Annotated in this window: 15 protein-coding genes; 5 read left to right on the top strand and 10 right to left on the bottom strand. The window is 59.7% G+C overall.

The genetic code is table 11. The features are described 5' to 3' along the window. Window positions 1-28: 28 nt before the first annotated feature. From hemG to R3C19_07545, 3 genes are all read right to left on the bottom strand, one after another. Entirely contained in the window at window positions 29-1519 is a 1491-nt protein-coding gene (gene hemG, locus R3C19_07555) for a protoporphyrinogen oxidase (protein MEZ6060199.1), read from the bottom strand. Further along, a complete protein-coding gene (gene hemE / locus R3C19_07550) occupies window positions 1516-2574 on the bottom strand; it encodes a uroporphyrinogen decarboxylase (GenBank protein MEZ6060198.1) in 1059 nt (352 codons plus the stop codon). The genes hemG and hemE overlap by 4 nt, the downstream gene beginning before the upstream one ends. Before the next feature lie 138 nt (window positions 2575-2712). Next, the gene (locus R3C19_07545; protein ID MEZ6060197.1) at window positions 2713-3597 is read right to left on the bottom strand and encodes an ATPase domain-containing protein; all 885 of its coding nucleotides are present in this window, start codon (window positions 3595-3597) and stop codon (window positions 2713-2715) included. 174 nt (window positions 3598-3771) lie between these two features. On the opposite strand from R3C19_07545, the gene R3C19_07540 reads away from it, so the two are divergent. Together R3C19_07540 and R3C19_07535 are read left to right on the top strand one after the other, a co-directional pair. Further along, on the top strand, window positions 3772-4302 hold the full coding sequence (locus R3C19_07540; protein MEZ6060196.1) for a hypothetical protein: 531 nt from the start codon (window positions 3772-3774) through the stop codon (window positions 4300-4302). Window positions 4303-4835: 533 nt separating this feature from the next. After that, a complete protein-coding gene (locus R3C19_07535; protein MEZ6060195.1) occupies window positions 4836-6170 on the top strand; it encodes a 3-deoxy-7-phosphoheptulonate synthase class II in 1335 nt (444 codons plus the stop codon). Window positions 6171-6385: 215 nt separating this feature from the next. Here R3C19_07535 and R3C19_07530 read toward each other — a convergent pair whose 3' ends face one another. Then, complete coding sequence (locus R3C19_07530) at window positions 6386-7405, bottom strand: DUF1559 domain-containing protein (GenBank protein MEZ6060194.1); 1020 nt, start codon at window positions 7403-7405, stop codon at window positions 6386-6388. A gap of 170 nt (window positions 7406-7575) precedes the next feature. On the opposite strand from R3C19_07530, the gene R3C19_07525 reads away from it, so the two are divergent. Together R3C19_07525 and moaA are read left to right on the top strand one after the other, a co-directional pair. After that, window positions 7576-8022, top strand: a complete 447-nt coding sequence (locus R3C19_07525; GenBank protein ID MEZ6060193.1) for a molybdenum cofactor biosynthesis protein MoaE — start codon at window positions 7576-7578, stop codon at window positions 8020-8022. Then, entirely contained in the window at window positions 8022-9053 is a 1032-nt protein-coding gene (gene moaA, locus R3C19_07520) for a GTP 3',8-cyclase MoaA (GenBank protein ID MEZ6060192.1), read from the top strand. The genes R3C19_07525 and moaA overlap by 1 nt, the downstream gene beginning before the upstream one ends. Window positions 9054-9222: 169 nt before the next feature. On the opposite strand, the gene R3C19_07515 is transcribed toward moaA, so the two are convergent. From R3C19_07515 to R3C19_07490, 6 genes are all read right to left on the bottom strand, one after another. Next, entirely contained in the window at window positions 9223-10152 is a 930-nt protein-coding gene (locus tag R3C19_07515; GenBank protein MEZ6060191.1) for an ABC transporter ATP-binding protein, read from the bottom strand. Beyond that, entirely contained in the window at window positions 10149-12476 is a 2328-nt protein-coding gene (locus R3C19_07510; protein ID MEZ6060190.1) for a hypothetical protein, read from the bottom strand. Before R3C19_07510 ends, R3C19_07515 begins: the two co-directional genes overlap by 4 nt. Before the next feature lie 68 nt (window positions 12477-12544). Continuing rightward, entirely contained in the window at window positions 12545-14341 is a 1797-nt protein-coding gene (locus R3C19_07505) for an ABC transporter permease (protein ID MEZ6060189.1), read from the bottom strand. Then, window positions 14341-15798 carry a hypothetical protein gene (locus R3C19_07500; protein ID MEZ6060188.1) on the bottom strand — a complete coding sequence of 486 codons (1458 nt, stop codon included), beginning with the start codon at window positions 15796-15798 and terminating at the stop codon, window positions 14341-14343. Before R3C19_07500 ends, R3C19_07505 begins: the two co-directional genes overlap by 1 nt. Continuing rightward, on the bottom strand, window positions 15795-18272 hold the full coding sequence (locus tag R3C19_07495) for a hypothetical protein (GenBank protein ID MEZ6060187.1): 2478 nt from the start codon (window positions 18270-18272) through the stop codon (window positions 15795-15797). The genes R3C19_07500 and R3C19_07495 overlap by 4 nt, the downstream gene beginning before the upstream one ends. A 120-nt stretch (window positions 18273-18392) precedes the next feature. After that, a complete protein-coding gene (locus R3C19_07490) occupies window positions 18393-19439 on the bottom strand; it encodes an ABC transporter ATP-binding protein (GenBank protein MEZ6060186.1) in 1047 nt (348 codons plus the stop codon). Between the two features lie 624 nt (window positions 19440-20063). Between R3C19_07490 and R3C19_07485 the strand changes: the two genes are divergently transcribed. Then, window positions 20064-20546, top strand: a complete 483-nt coding sequence (locus tag R3C19_07485) for an HU family DNA-binding protein (GenBank protein ID MEZ6060185.1) — start codon at window positions 20064-20066, stop codon at window positions 20544-20546. The last annotated feature ends 226 nt before the right edge of the window (window positions 20547-20772 follow it).

Below are 20772 nucleotides of genomic sequence, written 5' to 3'. Positions count from 1 at the left end.
CCGACCATGATGTCCTGAACTCCGCGGCTCACTTCGCGACGGCCAGGACTCGATCCGCCGCGTCGCGGCCGCTGGCGATGCTGTCAGGTATGCCGACTCCGTGATACGCGCTGCCCGCGACGGCCAGGCCGGGCTGCTTACCGATCGCGTTTTCGATCCGCTTCACTCGGTCAATGTGCCCGACGTGATATTGCGGCATCGCGTCTTCGTACCGCACGACTTCGCTGAAAAGCGGCTCTGCGTTCATCCCCAGCAGTTCCCGCAATTCGCGGTTGACGGTGGCGACCAGTTCGTCATCGTCGCGCTGAAGCAGTTCCGGCTGCATGGCTCCTCCGACGAATGTTCGGAGCAGAACGTGACCATCGGGAGCACGACCGGGGAATTTGCGGCTGGTGAATGACACGGCCAGGATTTCGCGGTTTTCGATCGCGGGAACCACCAGACCGAATGCGTCCAGCGGATGAGCGAAGTCGGCCAGCCGGTGACCGCTGACGATGATGGCGCTCGACGCGTACGGAATCGCGTTCAGTTCCGACTTCAACTCGACCAGCCCGTCACCTTGCAGCAAGTTAGCCGCCTGATACGCGGCCAGGCCGATGACGACGGCATCAAAGTCTTCCCCGTGGTCGCTGCCTTCAAACAAAATTCTCCACCGCGTGCAGTCGGCGTCGCATGCGGCTGATTGCACAGACTTTACCGACGCCCGCAGCCGGATGCAGGTCCTGCCGCTGTCGCGCAGGCCGGCTTCGATTTCCTGCACCATGTCGCCCAGCCCGTTTCGCGGAGCGGCGAACAGTCCGTAGCGAGCTCCGCTGCCGGAGGTTTCTTCTTCAAAGGCGCCACCGGCGCCGTTTCGGTGCCGCTGCCTTTCCTGGGCCAGCGTGGCTTTGATGATGCTGCCGTACTGCTGTTCCATTTCAACAAACCGAGGCAGCGTGGCTTTCAGGCTGAGCCGTTCGGGGTCCGACGTGTAGATTCCTCCGACCAGCGGCTGGACCAGTCGGTCCAGCGCTTCGCGGCCGAATCGGCGACGGACGAAGTCAGCCAGGCTTTCGTCGTCGTCCGTCGTTCGGCGGGGAATGAAGCGTTCGGCGAGCAACCGTGCTTTGCCGCGCAGCGACAGAATTGGTGTCGTCACAACGGCCCACGGATTCGCGGGGGCCATCAGCATAAACCCGTCCGGCACGGGCTGAGGCCGGCCGCGGTGCAGCACCAGCGATTTTCGAAACGCGGCGTCCGTCGGGATCAGCCGGTCTTCGTATCCGATGTCCTCGCACAGACGAATGGCACCGGGCTTGTTGGTGATGAACGAATCCGGGCCCAGTTCCATCAGAAAACCGTCCGCTTCCTCCGTGCGAATGATGCCACCCAGGCGAGACGACGCTTCCAGCAGCGTCACCTGAACCTGCGGTGACGCCGAAACAAGCCGTTGAGCCGCCGACAGTCCGGTGATTCCTCCGCCGATGATTGCCACGCGGAACTGCCCGCCTGAAGGCGTCTTGCCGGCGCGATGCGTCACCGTGCTGCCCCGGCTTCGTGGACGAAATCTACCAGCGCCTTCACGTGGTCCGGGTTCATGTCCGGCATCACACCGTGTCCGAGATTAAAAATATGTCCCGGTCTTCCATCTGCGGAATTCAGGACATCTCGCGCCTTCTGTTTCATCATCTTCAGATTCGCATAAATGGCCACAGGATCCATGTTGCCCTGAATGGCAAATTCATGTCCGACAGTTTCCCAGGCGTCACGCAGTTCCGTCCGCCAGTCGATTCCCATCACTGTTCCGCCGGCTTCCTTCTGCAGCGGCAGCAGCGCTGGATTGCCGGTCAGAAAATTGATCACCGGAGCATCATTGATGACCGATCCGATCAGACGTTTTGTATACGGCAGCACGTACCGTCGATAGTCCGACGGAGAAAGGCAGCCGGCCCAACTGTCAAATACCTGAACCGCCTGACATCCACTTCGAATCTGCTCCTTCAGGTAAATGCTCACGGAATCCACCAGCCGATTCATGAGCACATTCCATGCCCCTTCATCGTTATACATCAGCGACTTGGTGTACACGTAATTCTTCGAACCGCCGCCTTCGATGCAGTACGAAGCCAGAGTAAACGGTGCTCCGGCAAATCCCAGCAGTGGAATGTCGTGCGGCAGCGCAGATCGGATCATCTTCACGGCCTGAAATACATAATCCAGCGGCTCGACGGAATCCAGGACTGTCAGCCGGTCGACGCAGCCGGGTTCGCGCAGAGGATTATGGATGACCGGACCTTCACCCCTGACATATTCCAGATCGATTCCCATCGGCTGCAGAATCGGCAGCAGGTCCGCGAACAGAATCGCGGCGTCGACGCCCAGGACATTGCGAGCGGTCACCGTGACTTCGCAGGCCAGTTCCGGAGTCTTGCACAACTCCATGAACGTCACCTTATTGCGCACCGCCATGTATTCCGGCAGGTATCGCCCCGCCTGCCGCATGATCCAGACGGGTGTTGTGTCGACCGGTTCACGGCGCACAGCCTTCATGAAGCGACTATTGTGCAGGGCGGATGATTCTTCAGGCTCGGTCACGGGGTTCGGGATTCAGGATTCGGGGATTTGAAATCTGAGATGTGGATGGCTAGCGCCGCTCACGGAAACATCGCGGCTGCGACGTGCCGCGTGAAAGCGGACTGAGGTTGCGCTGCTCGCCGAACCGCGCTGCACTTGTCATTGCAACTGAATTCCGCGATCGGAAATCGTGTATGGCAGAATGGTCTCTTCACAGGCACTGCCGCGATGTTTGGCGATATACAAAGCTCGGCCCATGCGGTTTCCGTCGCGAGTCTTCCCCATCAGGATGACGGTGTTGGCGTTGGACAGCACGTCGCCGGACTGCAGCGGTCGAGAAATCAGGCCGTCCAGCATGACTTCGTGGCTGGTGTAAAGCAGCATTCCGCAGGTTTCGCGATGATCATACGCGTGCTTCTGCACGGCGTCCTGCTGCGAACGATAGTGGACGCGGAACAGATCGCGAGCCAGCCAGTCGTGTTCCTTGCGCAGCACCTGGTGATAGATGTAGTCGAACAGGTGGAACTGAAACGAGTCCGCGTCGCGGTCGGTCGGTTCGACACCATCAATCACACAGCGCCGCACGCCGTGGACGAAGTTCCCGTAGAAAAACGCGATGGTCTGATCGAGCCGCCTCATCAGGTCGGCTTTGAATTCCTGCCATTCCTCCGGCTGCATGTCGCCGATGGTGACTCGCCGTCCGCCGCGGTGGAACACGTGCAGATAGTCCGAACGTATGTCCGCCGCGTCCCACACAATGGCCGGATCAATGCGATCGACAAGCTGTCGCTGGCGAAGTTTCCAGTCCCGCATGTTCAACGCGTATTCGTGCTGGTTCTGAGAATCGCCGCGCGTTGTCAGATCAAAAATAATCCCCGGTTCGCCTTCCTGGGCGGTTCCGGCGTGAGCGTAGCTGATGCCAAGCTGCGTCTTTCCGATTCCGGTGGCACCCATGACAACCGTCAGCGTTCCGGGAATCAGCCCGCCTCCCAGTGCGGCGTCCAGCCGGTCGATTCCCGTGGATTGTCGTGCGATTTTTGTCATGAGCGGTTGATATCGCCATCGCTGATCGTTGGCTACCGTGCGACCTGGTTTTGAAACAATCGTTGACAAAAGTTGCCCGTCGGCGAGACTGCTGGAACGAATCCAGGCCGTCGGTCACCTGTCGGCGGAGGCGTTCGCATGACGTTTCGCGAGTTTGGGAATTGAAGCCGACTGATGTTTGACGATTTCGGACCGGAACAGCGATTTCAAAGATTGTGGAAGGCCGTTCGGATCGAACGGCCGGTTCACTTTTCGCTGTTCACGTTCGGCGACTCGGACCTGCCGTATTTTCTGGTCACTCCCGCCACACACGACGACGATACCGTTGCCATCCGCCGCGGCCAGGTCACCATCACTCGGCCGAAGATCATTACACCCGACAGCATGCGGCCGGAGTTTCGCGACTTCTTTGAAGACAACGACGATTTCGGATTCGTCGAATTCCTGATGACTCGCACGGCCGCGTTCTCCAACCTGAAGCTCAGCAACCGGCACGGGCCAGACAAGATCGTCACCGACACGCTGGACGAAGCCGTCGAACGTCTGAACCAACAGTTGGATGCGGAAGAAGAAGAGCATACCGCGATTCTGTCGGCACCGTCCGGCATGGCCGGATTCGCCCTGCTGAAATACGCCGCCGAACGCGTTCGCATGAGTGCTCCCGGCAACGTTCAGGAACTTCGAGAACGCGGATTCCTGCCGTAAACAAAGCGGGCGGAAATCGGTCTTCAAGTTGGTCAGCCTGTCGTTTGGGAGGGCGAGGCTCCTGCCGAGCCGCTGCCGAATTGGACGTCTTCTGGCGCACGCGGCTCGGCAGGAGCCTCGCCCTCCCATTACTCGCCCTCCCAATTACTTGACGCCGTCGTCGTACCTCGTCCTCGGATTCGCGACGTCGAGTACGAAAACACGATGACGAGAGACGAGTGCGAAAAATGGTTCATTCTCGAACTGGAGTTGTTTTTCCAAATGCGTTTCAGGCCCGGCGGACCGACACAGCGTCGCGCAACCTCGCAACGTCAATGTGTCGGCCCGTCAGACCTGCAGGCGCGAGGTTGCCGGCTACCGGAACCGGCTGACTCCGGCAGAGGCTGTGCCGGCCCTCCGGGCATCAGCATTCCGACACACCGATTCCCCGGCAGATCCGAAGAAATGACGACGATTGAGGCAATGCCGTCGAACATTCACAAATCCACTCCGTTCAAGTGACAACCGAGCCGCAGGTCGAAACAATCCCGCCCATGAAAGACGTGTGGACTCCCGATTCATGGCAATCAAAGCTGGCTCAGCAGCAGCCCGTCTACAGCGACGAGTCAGCAGTCGTGGCGGTGCTGCAGACTCTGGCGAAGCTTCCTCCGCTGGTTACGGCGTGGGAAGTTGACCGCCTGCGCCGTCAGCTTGGCGACGCCGCCGCGGGAAAGGCGTTCGTGCTGCAGGGCGGCGACTGTTCGGAAAGCTTTGATGACTGCAACGCCACCGTCATTCTGCGGAAGCTGAAAGTCCTGATTCAGATGAGCCTGGTGCTGATCTGCGGGTCGAAGCAGAAAATCGTTCGCATCGGCCGCATTGCCGGACAGTATGCGAAGCCGCGGTCCGCCAACACGGAGACTCGCGATGGCGTCGAACTGCCCAGCTACCGCGGCGATATCGTCAACCGCAGCGGCTTTACCGAAGACGAACGGCGGCCCAACCCCGAACTCATGCTTCGCGCGTACGAACGAGCCGCGCTGACGATCAACTACATCCGGGCTCTCAGTGAAGGAGGATTCGCCGACCTGCATCATCCGGAAAACTGGGATCTGGAATTCGTCCGCAACACGCCGGGATCGCGCAAGTATCAGCAGTTGCTGGACGCGCTGAGCGATTCGATCCGGTTCATGGAAGCCGTGTCGTCCGGCGAGCTGGAACAACTGACGCGAGTGGACTTCTTCACATCCCACGAAGGGCTGCATCTTTTGTTTGAACAGGCGCTGACTCGCACCGACCAGCGGCAGCGAGGCTGGTACAACCTGAGCACTCATCTGCCGTGGATCGGCGACCGCACGCGCGCGATCGACGGAGCTCACGTCGAATACTTTCGCGGCATCCGCAACCCCATCGCGGTCAAGGTCGGCAATACCATCGCCGGCGACGAACTGGTTGATCTTGTCCGCGTGCTGAATCCCGAAAATATCCCCGGCCGCCTGACGCTGATCCACCGATTCGGCGCGGAAAAGATTGCGTCGCGGCTGCCGCTGCTGGCTTCGGCCCTGAAGAAAGCCGGCTCGAATGTGCTGTGGAGCTGCGATCCGATGCACGGCAATACTCAGTCAACTCGCACCGGCCTGAAGACGCGTTCCTTCGACGACATCACGTCCGAACTGATCACCGCCTTCCGAATTCACAACGAATGCGGAACACGTCTGAGCGGCATTCATCTGGAACTGACCGGAGAAGATGTCACCGAATGCGTCGGCGGTCCGGCCAACCTGACGGAATCCGACCTGCACCGCGACTACCGCAGCCAGGTGGACCCGCGACTGAACTACGAACAGGCAATGGAAATCGCGTTTCTGATCGCCGAACAAATGCGATAAGAGCACCGGCGGAAGAGTTGCTCCCGGGACCGGTACGGCGAAGCTCCTGCCGATACGCGTGTGCCAACGAACGCCCAACATGGCAGCGGCTCGCCGGAAGTCTCGCCGTCCCAACGAAACCTGCCCGGCAAGAACTCATCAACCGCTCGCCGAGGTCAAGCGGTGGATACATCTAACCCAGCCGCTGACCGAAGGTTCTCATCTGCCGAACGCGTCTAAAACTCGCCGGTGACTTCACCACCGGCGCGAGTTCCCAGGCTTCGCCACACCGCTGCATCGATGTTGTCCGACACCGACCGAACGGAACCGTCGACCATGGCGGCGATCACGCTTCCGGTGTGATAGCTGCGCGATGTGATGATCGCGTAGCTGGGGCTGCCGTTGCGTCCGTTCTTGCCTTCCTGCCAGGAGTTGTAGTCGCAGTCGACCGTAGATGAGCCGGTCGAACAGTTCAGCGTTGCGTTGGGGACCAGAGTCGTGGTGATTCCCTGATGGTGGACTCGCCCGTCCGGCCATTCGGTGTGGCCCGTGTCTTTGAATTCCGCACCACTGGCAACAGCGGCTTCGGCTTCGGCCAGCGACACCGGCACGTTCACGGACGGAGGCCCGCCGTTGCGACGGTAGGCCGTCCAGGCTTTGACTTCGGCGGCAAGCAGAGTGTTGCTGGTTCCGTCCACAAAGTGGGCCATGCTGATTCGCGAGTTCGGAAAAAACGCTCCGTCGCCGCCGCGGCCGGTCTGCGGATCGAAGACAAACCAGGTGCCGAAGTTGAAGCCGTATGTGGTCGGGTACAGGATCGGACGACCGGCACCGGCGTTGCGGGCCTGATCACTTTTCGGGTCGCTGGGACAGGAGTACGCGGGGATCTTGAGTCCGTCAATGGCCTGCTGAAAATCCCAGGCCTGCGTCAGGTCAACCGCGTTGTACAGATTGCTTTGATCCAAAAACGGCAGAATTCGGCCGTGAACTCCCCATGACCCGTTGTTGCCGGTGCTGGTCACGTCCGTATCGACACAGGCGCTGGGCGGCAGCACGGTCGCAATATCAACGTAGTTGTGAACAGCCAGTCCGATCTGTTTCAGATTGTTTCGGCACTGCGTTCTGCGAGCAGCCTCGCGAGCGTTCTGGATGGCCGGCAGCAGCAGCGCGATGAGAATCGCGATAATTGCGATCACCACCAGCAATTCGATCAGAGTAAAACCTCGCTGGCGGATAGAATGCCGTGGGTTGCGCATGACGTTTCCGGTCTTGGCGTCAGAGAAATGAAACATTCCCGCGCTGGGAACGTCGCCGTGCATTGGATGCCCCGGACAATTTCGCGAGAATCGAGCGGGATTGTTGCCGACTGCCGCCATTGGGCAACACTCACAAATGTGGATTTTCAGTTCCCCGCCGCCGCAACGCCATGATTCAGATCACGACATCAGAAATCGACGTTGCCGCAGTCACGGCATCGGTGCGAGACCACCGTGCGGGGGCCGTGGTGCTATTTCTGGGCACCGTTCGGGAATTCACCGGCGACGTGCAGACTTCGTCTCTGGAATATGAAGCGTACGGCGACATGGCTATGGTCGCTCTGCGACAGTTGGCGGACGAAGCATCGCGGACGTGGCCGCTGGTCGCCGCTTCGATCGTTCACCGCACCGGGCCGCTGGACCTGGGAGACATCGCCGTTGCCGTGGCGGTCAGTTCCGCCCATCGCCGCGAAGCGTTCGAAGCAGGACAGTGGATCATGGACACACTGAAACAACGCGTGCCGATCTGGAAGAAGGAAGTCTACGCCGGCGGACGAACTGAGTGGATTCATCCCGGCGCCGACACGATATCGCAGCCTGCGGCAAAGGAACTTTGATGAGCCCTGAACCATCGAATGTGAACACGACGGCGAATCCGCTGACACTGATCGATTCGTTCGGCCGGGTTCACAACAACCTGCGAGTCAGCGTGACGGATCGCTGTAACATTCGCTGCTTCTACTGCATGCCGGCGGACAACGCCGAATTCATGCCGCGCGCGGAACTGTTGTCGTTTGAGGAAATCGAACGCGTCGTCCTCATCGGAACGACAGTCGGCATTGACCGGGTGCGGCTGACGGGAGGCGAGCCGCTGGTCCGTCGCGGGCTGCCCAAACTGATTTCGAAACTGGTCGCGGTTCCCGGCATTGTCGACGTCGGACTAACGACGAACGGAGTGCTGCTGTCCGAACAGGCTCAGCAGCTTCGCGACGCCGGCCTGGCTCGCCTGAACATCAGCCTGGACGCGCTCGACCCGCAGGTCTTCCAACAGATCACTCGCCGCAACAGCTACAACGCGGTCATCGCCGGAATCCAGGCGGCTCGCGATGCCGGTTTCAGCCCGATCAAACTCAACGCGGTTTCCGTCCGGGGCATGACGGAAAGCCAGATCATTCCGTTTGGCGAACTGGCTCGCGAAACCGACACTCAGGTCCGCTTCATTGAATTCATGCCACTCGACGCCGACAGCCAGTGGCAACGCGACAAAGTCCTGTTCGCTCACGAAATTATCGCCGTTCTGGAAGCGGAATTCGGAGCACTCACGCCGGTGCCCTCAACGAACCCGAATGCTCCGGCTGTCGATTTCGAATTCGCCGACGGTCGGGGCCGGATCGGCATGATTGCATCGGTAAGCCAGCCATTCTGTTCAAGCTGCAACCGGTTCCGGCTGACCGCCGACGGCAAGCTTCGTAACTGCCTGTTCAGTCAGGACGAAACCGACATCCGCGACCTGCTGCGAAACGGCGGAACGAACGGTCAGATCGCCGCTGCAATGCTGTGCTGCATCGCCGAAAAGAAGGAGGGCCACGAAATCAACACGGCCCGCTTCATTCAGCCTGTCCGCCCGATGTATTCCATCGGCGGCTGAATCCCACCGCAGGAAGCCGACCGCGGCGCCATGGTGTGCTTCGCTCGCAAATCGGCGAGAGGCTTTGGATGTCGGTCGTCGAATGCATCCGTCACGCAGCCCCGATCGACGTTCGGGACCTGCAGCCTTGTTCACGACGATGGCGGGGGCAGCCCGGCTGGCGGACGATTTACTGCACGAGACCTTTCGTCAACTGCAGGAATGCGGTTTCCAGGTTCACGTCTTCCTCACGGAAAAGAGTCAGAGCGAAGCCCTCCTGGATCAGCAGTCGCGGGATGTCGCTGTAGTCCATCGTGTCCGGTTTGACGGTGACTTCCAGCAGTTGGTTTTTGCCGATGGCGACCTGTTCGATCAGATCGGACTGTTCCAGCAGCCTCGCCGCGTCTTCGGTGCGTTCACGGACGCGGATGTTCAGCAAAATTCGCTGGCGAGCCTTCCGCATCACTTCGGCGACGTTGCCGTCCACGATCAGGTTTCCCTTTTCGATCATGCCGACGCGAGTACACACGTCGGCAAGTTCCGGAAGGATGTGACTGGAAACAATCACCGTTTTTTTCATTTCCCCCAGTCGCTTCAGCAGGTTGCGGATTTCGATGCGTGCCCGCGGATCCAGGCCGCTGGCCGGTTCGTCCAGCAACAGCACCTGCGGATCATGCAGCAGCGTCCGCGCAAGACCGATGCGCTGTGTCTGGCCGCGGGATAGTTCGTTGACCATGGCATCCCGCTTGAAGGCCATGTCAACGAGTTCCAGTTTCTCTTCGCACACCTTTCGTCGCTGAGCTGACGGGATGCGGTACGCGGCGGAGAAGAATTCCAGGTATTCGACAACGGTCATGTCGTCGTAGACGCCGAAGAAGTCGGGCATGAATCCCACCAGCCGGCGGATTTCTTCCTGATCGGTGTAGATCGATTTGCCGCAGACATACGCTTCGCCGTGATCCGGATTCAGCAGCGTCGCGATCATCCGCATGGTGGTCGTCTTGCCCGATCCGTTGGGACCGATGAAGCCGAACACGTCCCCTTCTTCCAGCTTGAGCGTGATGTTGTTGACGGCGATCAGGTTTCCGTATCGCTTCGTCAGGTTGCGTGTTTCAATCACGGTTCGATGACTCCCTCAGGGGAATTTTCCAGCTCATTCATTTCTTCAGCGGTCATCCCCTGACGCCGGGCCGGTTGACGATTGACGGGAATCAGCAGCCGGACCAGGGTTTCCGAGTCCGCCGGCGGAACCGCGGTACCATCCTGCAGCAGTTCCGTGGCGGGTTGCGAATAGCGACCCAGCAGCAGTGCGTAGTTCAGGCGTATCGAGTCGCTGAGTTCCAGGCGCCGAAGCTGGTGCTGAGTCAGTCCCACATACGACTGCCCGCCGGCGATTTCAAACAGCGAAATCATGGTCACGATGTCCATCGGATCACGGCCGAGCGGGTTGTAGGGAGTAATGATCTGCGTCGTCAGCGGCGCCACGCTGCCGCGCTGGGAGCCTGTGTTGCGAACCAGCCGCGTACCATTCAGAAAGCTCTTCAGGTCGGCGGCACGAATGTCGCTGCGCTGCAGGTCCAGAGCGGTCCCGGGCGCCAGGGAATTTCCGTCGGCACTTCGTCCCGTGGAACGGTACAGGCGGTTTCCGTGAACGATGATCCAGTCGTCAATTTTTTCAGGAAGGCTGTGGGAAACGGTGCCTTCCAGAAGTCCCAGACCGGAGACCGCCAGCTTCGAATCAATCAGCGGCGCCGTCGATTCCGCCGTCCAGGACGACAGCACGTCGAAGGAACCGTCGGTCATCAGGGGAACGGAATTCAGCCGCGAGTTTCCGGCATCGTCGATGTGTGTGTATTGCTGTCGACCCAGCCCGACGCCACCCACACGATAAAGTCCGCCGTAGACGTCTTCGGGGCGGCCGGCCCAGGACAGCGACCGTTCGACGGTCTGCGGCTTCAGCAGCGGCGCGATCGCGGCCGGTGCGGTTGAGAAATCTGATCGCCTGGTGTCCGGTGACGAAAGGCTCATCCACGTTCGAACGAACACGCGCTGTTCGTCGTGGTCCTGCATGACATCCACGACGTTTAGCTGCCGGAGCCGCGCGGCATCGTCCTCCGACGCAGGCTTCAGCGCCATCAGGCCGCAAACGCCTGCGATGACCAGCAGAGGAAAGGAAATCCAGGTCAGGTGCGGACGTTTCAGGACGACAACAACCAGCAGATAATCGATCGGGCCGATCAGCAGCAGATATCCGAAAACGATTGCCATGACACTCCATGTCGACCAGCGTCCCGCGGCCGGCTGCACGTCGACGGAAGCCATCAGTTGCGTCGCCAGATCGCTGACGCCGGAACTGGAGATGCGGGCGGTTCGCGCATCGCTGCCGGCGGCGCCGGTAATTGAATGGCCAAGAATCATCGTTTCATAAAGCTGCGGCAGAGACCGCCAGGTGCTCATCGGCCGGCTGTTGAGTTCAATTGAGACAAACGTGACGACTCCCGCGCCGGCTCCGATGCGTGAAACCAGCGGACCCTCCACCGCTCGCGCCAGCACCCGCGCCTGCTCCGTTTGCGGGACGGCCATGGGGACGGATTCGTAGAACGTCGGCACCCGGCTGGCTCCCGACACGTACGTTTCCAGAGCCGACAGAATCCGCACGGGGACAGGTTCGTCTGAAATTTCAAACCGGCTCTGCAGCCATTGTCCCGGCAGAGTTTCCAGCAATGCAGGCAGCGTCTTTCCCGAAGCCACCACCCAGTGCCCTCCGGAAAGGATCCACAGCTTCAACGCATGGAACTGGTCGGCGGACAGCGAGAACCTGTCGTTGAGCAGGACGTGGTCAATGCCGTCATATCCCAGCGGACTGGAGGGCAGATCCGCCACCGAGTCCACGCGAAGGATGACCAGCGGAGGTTCGACAGGCGGATTCGTTCGCGTCACCGCCTGTGCGTTGCGTTCGACTTCCTCGATGCCGGCGGGAGTCCCGACAGTCAGCAGGAAGGGTACGTCATACTGCCAAAGCTGGAGCACGGACTGTACGGGATTCGCGTCGTCCGGAGGCACCAGCGATTCGCCGTGAGCGACGCTGGTACGACAAAAGACGGTCGCGGGATCATCCGCGGAAACTACGGCAACACTGGCGGTGCCTTCCAGCCGTCCAAACCGGACGTGTCCGGTGAGCCGGACGGTCCCGTCGCTGCCGGCGACCGCCGCATCGGCGACTTCCACAACCGGGTTTCCGCGCGGATCGGAGGTTGTGATGTGCAGCTCAACAGAGTCGTTCGGGGCCAGACCGTCCGCAGCGGCTGAGACGGGCAGCCAGCACCCGACTCTGCCGACGGAATCGAATCCAATCGTCAACCGGCTGAATTCGGCACTCGCGGCCGCATCGGAAAGTGCTGTGAACAGCACTGCGACGACCAGAATATTCAGCACGGACTTCACACCGCACTGCGCACGGGTCGGAATCGCATCGGAACGCGAAATCGAAGGCGAGGTTGAAGAAGTGCCGGTCATCCTGCGTCATTCGTGGTTCGTCCCAGTGCCACGTCAAAGTCACTGATGGACGGAATCAGCATGGCGATTGTGGCAAACCCGTAAGCGAAGCAGATCGCCAGACAGACTCCCAGGCTTCCCGCCATGAGAAATTCGGTGATCGCATAAAACGTCAGGAACGGCAGCAGCGCGGCCGCCATCGTGAGTGCGCTGGACGGATTCTTATGAGTCAGTGAACTATAGAGCCCGATGCTGCCAAGCCCGATGAACACGATGAAGCTCTGCATCTGCACGGCGAACGACGACCGCGCTTCCACCAGCAGCAGCATGAAAATGAAGATCCCGATGAACAGAAAGAACATGGTGCCCAGACTGTTGGCAATCGCCGACCGCGAGTTCTCGTATGTCAGGCCGGCGTGTAGTCCCAGCATCACCGCAAACAGGCTGAGAACAAAATACGTCACGATCAGGTAGACAGAATTCTCCAGCGTCAGTGAAGCATTCGTTCCGCGAATCAGCATCCACACGACCAGCAGCATCGGCAGCAACACCATCTCCCGGGCGTTCCACAGTGCGCCGACGATTTTTCCTGTCATGAATTCCCGAGCGTTCAGGTCCGTCGCCAGCAGGATGTCCAGAGTCTTCCAGTCGCGTTCCGTGGTAATGGAAGTCACGGCCTGGGCATTGGCCAGCAGCAGGCTGATCAGGCTGATTCCCAGAAACGCGGCGGTTGCGGGAGATACCATGCCCAGCACCAGCGAATCCGTGGAATTTCCGCCGGACGAGATGACTCCATAGCCGATCAGCACGGCCAGCAGCACGTAGGCAAGTTTGATCCACAACATGCGTTTCCCGTATCCGCGCGTGACGACTTCTTTCCACACGACCGGATTGTTCCAGACGTGCCGGTGTCGAGTGACCTTTGTGACTCGCGGCACTGAGACCGCTTCGCCCGCTGCGTCTGAGGCAGAGTTTTCGGGACTTTCCATGGCGGATTGCCGCAGCGACTGCGACGGATTCCAGACTCGCAGCCGGGCGACGGTAAACAGGCTCAACCCCAGCGCCGTCGCCAGCAGGATTGCCACGGACGGCAGTGCCGACACGGACACGGGCCCGGACGTCGTCGTCGACAGTGGATTCAGGATGTGGCCAAGCTGACGGTAGGGCGAAGCCAGCGCGATCCAGGAACCAATGTTCGACGAGGTGCCGGCCACGATTGCCAGGCCTTCCACGAAAGCCACCGCCAGCACGACACCCAGCACGCTGATGGCCAGGGTTTGAAACGTCTTTTCCCGCCAGAACGCGACCAGACATCCCCAGCTTCCGGCAGCCAGTGACGCGGCGGCGATCAGAGCTTCCGTCCAGAACACCTGGCCCCACGTGACACCGCCCAGCAGTCGCAGCGTGCAGAACACGGGAATGGAAGCCGCGATCAGGACAGCGACGATCAGCAGGCTGGCCAGCAGCTTTCCATAGGTCAGCTCGCGGTTGCGCATGTCTGTCATCAGCAGCAGGATCAGCGTTCGGCGATCCTTTTCCTGAGCAACGTTGGCCGCTGTAAACAGAGTGGCAAAGAACATTCCCAGCGTCATTTGCAGCAGCGCAAATACCTGAAACGCCAGGTTGCTGAACGACGCGATATCGCCGGAAAACTGCACGTCCTGAAAGCCGATGGTGGCCTGGCGGATGGAATACATCAGCACCAGCAGGCACGCGACGTAACCCGATCGCAGCAGGTAGTGACGTAACCGTCGAGGGGCCGTCAGAGCTTCTCGAACAAAGATCGGACCTGCGGGCAAGAGTTGCTCCAGCATCAGAATCCGGCTCGGTTTTCGCGGAAGAACTGCAGCTCGATTTCCGGAGCCTTGCCGGCGTTTTCAATGCTCAGTTTCTTCAGCGGGAATTCTTCCGGAGGCCGCTTGCCATTGAACTGGTGGACCTTTTCCCAATAGTAGACGGCCAGCATGGCTTCCTCGATATAGTCCTGGTGAAACGCCAGGTCAGGATACTTGCCCAGCGCCTCTTCGAACCTGGTCATGCCTTCGAAAAACAGTTCCTCCGCCCGGGATACCTGAGGCGTGCCGTCTTCGGCGGGAGGCGGATCCGATGTTTCGCCGCGGGCAAACGCACGCTTGCCTTCATAGATGGCGCGGTGTGCATCCACCATCACAGGATCACGCTCGCAATCTGCGAATGCGGTCCAGAATCGATAGTGGGTCATGTCCTGATTCTGCAGCCAGACCCGGCGCTGCTGTTCCAGCGTGACACCGTTCGTCTTTGCGTCCGCTTCCAGCTCTTCTTCCGTGGAGTTCAGGCGATAACGGATGTCATTCAGACCGCGGAACACTTCCTTGCCGTAGACTTCGGTCCAGTCCCGATAGGCGTTGTCCCAGGCATCGCGACTTCTGGTGGCGAACGACTGCTGAGCCTCTTCTTCGCGAGCCTGCCGATCGGCGTCGCTGGCGGCGGCCGAAGTGTCATAGTCGGGGCCGTCCGCCTGAAATGCCGCCGCATAGTCCAAAAGTGCTCGCGCTGGCCCCTGCCGGAAGAACACATAGGTCATGCCCGATACGCCGTAGGCATCATCCTTTTCATTTGCCTTCACGAAGTTGTCATACGCGGCCAGATAGTTGTCCTTGCCGTCAGGATTCAAAACCGGATCGGCTCCGCCTTCAAACTGAGGATCGGGATCGTGCAGGAAGAAATTGCGGAAGAACTTCTTCTCGTCCGCACTGCCGATCTTTCTTCCCATGAAGTCCGCCAGGTTATGGAACAATATCGTGGCGGTCTGGTTCCGGTCCGTGCCGTCTTTCAGAAACTTCAGGCCTTCCTTAACCCAGAAATACCGGTCTTCCACCTTGTCCCATTCGCGGGATACGTTGAACGCCAGATTCCAGCCCTGGTATTGCCAGATTTTGATGTAGTGCGGCTGCAGACGAATGATCGAATCGACCGTCGTCTTCAGTTTTCCCCAGTCCTTGTGTTCCTGGTATCCGATCGCATTCTGATGCAGCAGACTGACCGCCGGTCCGCGCAGACCCAGCAGGACCAGATTCATGGCGGCGCTGGACGGGTCAATATCACCCAGCGTGCTTTCGCCAAGATCCTGCTCGACACGCATGCGGGCCAGCATTCCACCGGACGCGGTCGCTTTCGCCCCCGGCTGCACGTCCTGAGTCGCCGGTGCTCCCAGAAACACAATCGGGACCAGCAGGACCAGAACCCCGCCCGCGTAGGCCATTTTTCGTTGTCGGGACGTAAGCTTGTTCATTTCGCTTCCAGTTCTCGGAACTTCAGAAACGCGGTCGCGGCAAGGACGCAGGGAATCAGAAAACCAACCAGCACAGCCAGAGCCGGAAGCACCGAGGAATTCCACGGAACGTCGAAACCGTTTTCGACGTACGCCGAGGCCTCACTGAACACTCCGAAGTCCGGGACAATCTGACTGACTCCCATCAACAGGCCTCGAAAGACCGAGTCGAATGCGCCGATCACCTGGCGAGCCTGTTCGCTGGAATCCAGTCCGATACTGGGATTCCGGTGCCGAGCAATCATCAGCGCTGATTCGATCAGCCCGGACGATGGAGCCTGACCGGACATCACCTGATACATGAAATCATGGAAGAACTGACCGATCGTGAACAGCGCCAGTGTCAGGAAAAACGCCACCGGGCCTTTCACAACGCAACTGGCGGTCACAGCCAGCGCCACGACCAGCAGCAGCATCAGGCCGATATTCAGCACCGCTTTGGCATAGCCAACCGCAAACGACTTGTTCGGCAACCGCAGAAACATGTCCGGTCGAGCCATCCCGATAAACATCTGGTCGTTCAGACAGGCGACTTCAATTCGCAGCCGGCCGTCGTTATTGACCAGATCGTCAAAGATATCGACTTCCAGCTTCCAGCCTTCGGGATCCTGCGAAATCAGCTTTTCCTGTCGCACGATCTGATCGAAATACTGCAGCCACCGGTCTCCCGAGGTCACCGTCAGCTTTCCGTTATCGATGGCCAGTGCGCCTTCCGAGATCTGCTCGCTCAGCACCTCCACCAGCAATTCGGCGTTCAGTTCTGAAATCTGAGTTCCCGCCGCCAGGTCATCGATCAGGCTGTCCTTCAACTGGTCGCCGTCGACCAGCCGGCCTTCGTCGTTCCATGCGGAAATGGTTGTCGCCAGGTAGCGAGCCAGCGTTTCATAGTCCGGAGCGAAGGTCAGCTTTCGGGGATACGTGACCTGGTTGTCGCCTTCGTGGTATTCCAGAACGCGAAACGGTTCCAGCGGAACTTCCAGCCTGGGCATCGCAGCCAGCAGGTCATCACCTTTTTCGGCGAGGACTTCAGACAGGCGGTCCGCCTTGTCCGCGGCCACTTCGTACTCGGCGGTGTCTTCCGGGTTATTGACGTTCGACAGTGCCGTCGCCATTTCCTCGAACGCCTGCTGCACATCAGTGAAGTCGCCGCCAAGCCGCTTCAGTTGGTTTGAGGCCTCAAGGAAACCGGGCCACACAAGATCCGTGTCGGCCACCGGAAAGTCCGACGGCGTGGACCTCATCCGGCTTGCCATGTCTGCAAAACTGGCGGATGCATTTTGAAACTGGCCTTCGCGCAACTGGTCCCCGACTTCGCGAAAGCTTGCTCCGGCTCCGAAGAAGCCGAACGTCTCTTCCCGCGGGTTGTTCACCAGCGTGTACTGGGCTTCCAGACCCTGCTGAATGCTTTCATCAGAACCTTTGATTGTACGGAAAGACTCAAACCGCGATTCCAGCCGCAATTCGTCGCCGAGTCGGTCCGGTGTGACATCGCTGAAGACCCACACGGCTCGCGCCTTCGTGTTCCCTTCAATGTGAGAACGGTATTCCCAGGGATCGCCGACGTTAATGCCGCGCCGCGTGGGGGTTCCCGATCGGTCGAGGAAGTAGAACAGCCCGTAGACCGGTACTCGGCAGATCAGACGCTCCTTCTGCACGTCCGCGGGTACCTGTCGCTTGACCCAGATCAGACCGGCCACCGCCATCACAACCAGGACCAGCACCGATACCGAACCGAATCCCAGCATACGTCCCAGCACGACTTCCACGCGCCGGGTCGGTTTGGTCACCACCGTGTGCAGCGACCTTAATCGGATGTCTTCCGGAATTCCCCAGCAACTGAGAAACATGACCACCGGCAGGATCAGCCAGGAAATCGTCGTCAGCACGAAGGTAATGTGAACGTTGACCTGCATGTCCTCTTTGCCGACACCGCCGGTCAGAAACCAGCCGGCAAACATCAGCAGCATCGCGAAGACGACGAACACCAGAAGGGCTTTTCGTCGCAGAGCTTCGCGAACCGTCAGTCCTGCCATCGCGAACACGCGCCGCGGAGACACCGACCGGACGTCGTCCACCAGTGATTTGATACCACGACCCAGCAGCCGCACGCCTCGACGCCCGCGACCGGTACACGTCGCCGCCAGAACTCCCAGGCAGACCACTCCGGCAATCACGATGGCTGTCAGCGACTTATCCTGATTGATCAGCGCCGGTGCCTGCCTGGCGATCGGCTCCCAAAGGAAGTGCAGCGGGCCCGCCAGCAGAGCAGCCCCTGTCGCCATACCGATCAAGACCAGCGACCGCAGTTGGTTGTCAGTTCTGGAAAACGCGACAATCAGGCAGACATACAGGACCACCGCCAGGGCCACGATGTTGACCAAAGCCCAGATGGCAAGTCCCGCCGGGAAATCAAAGGGTGTCGGATTGAAATCCATGGTTGGTCAGTACTTGAGTTCGTGAGGGTGGTTAGCAATCCCGGAAGATTTCATTTCACGCGGCCAAATCGGCCATTTGCAAAACGCGTGGGCGGCGGCCAGCGAAAGCCGGCTTGTGTTTCAGGACTTCCTGCTGTCCGAACCGGCGGCGACCTCTTCCTGCGGGGCACCTCCAGAGGCGCTCATTTCCTCCGCAGTAAACCGGCGGCCGGGGCGTTCGCCACTTTCCCGAACGGTTCTCAGGAAGAGCTGCTCCAGGTCCGCTCGCGGCCGGCGGATGGCAGCTTCGGACGCGTTGTGCTTTGCCAGCACCGCCTGCACTTCCGCGATCGCTTCGTCGCTCAGACTGCTGGTGCGAATTTCGGTTTCGTCCCGCAGTTCCAGCAGACTGGTCACATCGCTGAGTACCTTGAGTTCGCCCTGGAACAGAATGGCGATGCGGTCACTGACGTCCTGGACGTCGGCCAGTTGATGGCTGCACAGGACGACAGTCTTGCCCTGATCCCGCAGCTTCAGGATCAGGTCCTTCATTTCTCGTGTGCCGATCGGGTCCAGGCCGCTTGTGGGTTCGTCCAGCAGAACCAGTTCCGGGTTGTTGATGAGTGCCTGAGCCAGGCCGATACGGCGAGTCATCCCCTTGGAATACTCTTTCAACTGACGGCGGCGGGCCTTGTCGAGTCCGACCAGCTTAATCAGCTCATCAGACCGCGACGCTCGTTCGGCACCGGACATCTTGAACAGCCGACCGTAGAAATCGAGCGTTTCGTCAGCGTTCAGAAAGCGGTACAGATAGGATTCTTCGGGCAGGTAACCGATCCGTTCGTTCTTTTCCACGTCGGAAGCACTCTTGCCCAGAATGCGAATGTCGCCGGACGTGGGAAACAGCAGTCCCAGCAGCATTTTGATCGTGGTGGTCTTCCCGGAACCGTTGGGTCCCAGCAATCCGAAGACCTCACCACGTTTGACGTCCAGGCTCAGGCTTTTGACGGCCTCCACCTTCTTTCGGCCCCAGAAATCGCGATAGACCTTCGTCAGATTTCGAATCTCAATGACGTTTTCCTGGCTCTGCATGTCGTTGGCTTCAAGACTATTGGGGCTGAGATGAAAACTGCATTCAGCGGTGACGATCGAAAGGCTGCCTGTCCCGGCGACCGCATTCCGCTTCACCACTTTTGCGGCGACGGGCTGCTGCGAACGCAATAAACCCGCGGGCCGCAGGCCACGAAGGGTACGGCATAACGTGGTTACGCCTGTGCCAGTGTGGACGTTTGTCGAATTCAGCGAATTTTGCCGGTGCCGATCGCGGCAGACACCGCCTGATCGGCAGAGTCGCGGCAAACTGGCCTGATGTCCAGTTGACGTCCTGAGGGAGCCCGGATTTTGCCCTGACAGCGCGGCAGTCAGTCTGCGGCGACCCTGGAATCTGGCGCGATTGTGCCGATTTTTTCTAAGACTCGGGTTGTGAGGCGTCGATAAGTCTGATGTTGACCGGTTTGAAGCCGCGTCAGCACCTGTTCTTTGACAACTCAACGTGAAATCATGATCCGACGGGAACCGCCTGGAAACCGCCAGTCAGGGACTCCGTACGCCTGTCAGCGCTGCCCCGCCGGGGAAGTGTCTTGACAGTAAGTCTTTTGCAATTATACAGTTGAGTCACCATGACCGTTTCCGGCTGCGTCGTCTGCCGGTCCGGTCCGGGGCTGATTTGAACTGGTTTACGGGTTGCAGATGTCTGACGCATCCAGCTTTGCCGTGGACAGCAGGTAGCACCTTTCTCGGGGGACGGTTTTCGTGACCAAGAAAGAGATTGTCAAAGCGATTTCGGAAGAGCTTGGACTGACGCAACTGAAGACCAAAGAGATTGTTCAGAAGACGTTCGATGCGATCGTCGAAACGCTGGTCGAAGATCGTCGTATCGAGCTGCGGAACTTTGGCGTCTTCGAGGTCAAGAAACGAGCCGCTCGAAAGGCACGCAATCCCCGAACCGGCGGGCAGGTGGAAGTCCCCGCCAAATTTGTGGTTACATTCAAACCGGGCAAGGAAATGGAAGAACGAGTCCGCCTGCTCGAAGAAGCCGAGAACGCTCGGGAAAAAGCCGCTGCCGAGGCCACGCAGGCTCGCGAGCGGTCCAGTCGCCTGACCTCGAGCACTCCTCCCGCATCCGGCGGGATTCCGGCTGCCAGTCACAACGGACCGGGAGCCGTTGCGTTCTCCGGCTCCAGTCCGCCGCGTCCGCGCGGAAGTGACACGGGAGTCGGAAGTTACGGCAGTTGAACAGCCGACCGCGTGTCCCCTCAGATCATGATTTCCCGTTGAGTCGTCGCCTGACAGGGTTTTGAAAACGGCGCCTGGAACTTCCGGGCGTCGGCAAGACACTGAATCAACTGGTGCTTCCGAGTTTCGGGCACCAGTCTCGGTGGCCTGCCAAATCCGGCGAAAACGGTTGCAAGCCGCATTGCCGCGATGACTCACAACGTGGATTTGAGTTCTGAAAGATTCG

It is taken from the genome of Planctomycetaceae bacterium (assembly GCA_041398785.1).
In the GTDB taxonomy this organism is placed as follows: domain Bacteria; phylum Planctomycetota; class Planctomycetia; order Planctomycetales; family Planctomycetaceae; genus JAWKUA01.
The sequence above is the reverse complement of the archived record's forward strand: the minus strand, read 5'-3'. Positions and strand labels throughout refer to the sequence as shown.

Coding starts and splice junctions, on each gene's coding strand:
- R3C19_07495 (MEZ6060187.1), bottom strand. CDS start 18,272: ATGGATTTCAATCCGACACCCTTTGATTTCCCGGCGGGACTTGCCATC.
- R3C19_07525 (MEZ6060193.1), top strand. CDS start 7,576: ATGATTCAGATCACGACATCAGAAATCGACGTTGCCGCAGTCACGGCA.
- moaA (MEZ6060192.1), top strand. CDS start 8,022: ATGAGCCCTGAACCATCGAATGTGAACACGACGGCGAATCCGCTGACA.
- R3C19_07530 (MEZ6060194.1), bottom strand. CDS start 7,405: ATGCGCAACCCACGGCATTCTATCCGCCAGCGAGGTTTTACTCTGATC.
- R3C19_07500 (MEZ6060188.1), bottom strand. CDS start 15,798: ATGAACAAGCTTACGTCCCGACAACGAAAAATGGCCTACGCGGGCGGG.
- R3C19_07540 (MEZ6060196.1), top strand. CDS start 3,772: ATGTTTGACGATTTCGGACCGGAACAGCGATTTCAAAGATTGTGGAAG.
- R3C19_07535 (MEZ6060195.1), top strand. CDS start 4,836: ATGAAAGACGTGTGGACTCCCGATTCATGGCAATCAAAGCTGGCTCAG.
- R3C19_07505 (MEZ6060189.1), bottom strand. CDS start 14,341: ATGCTGGAGCAACTCTTGCCCGCAGGTCCGATCTTTGTTCGAGAAGCT.
- R3C19_07545 (MEZ6060197.1), bottom strand. CDS start 3,597: ATGACAAAAATCGCACGACAATCCACGGGAATCGACCGGCTGGACGCC.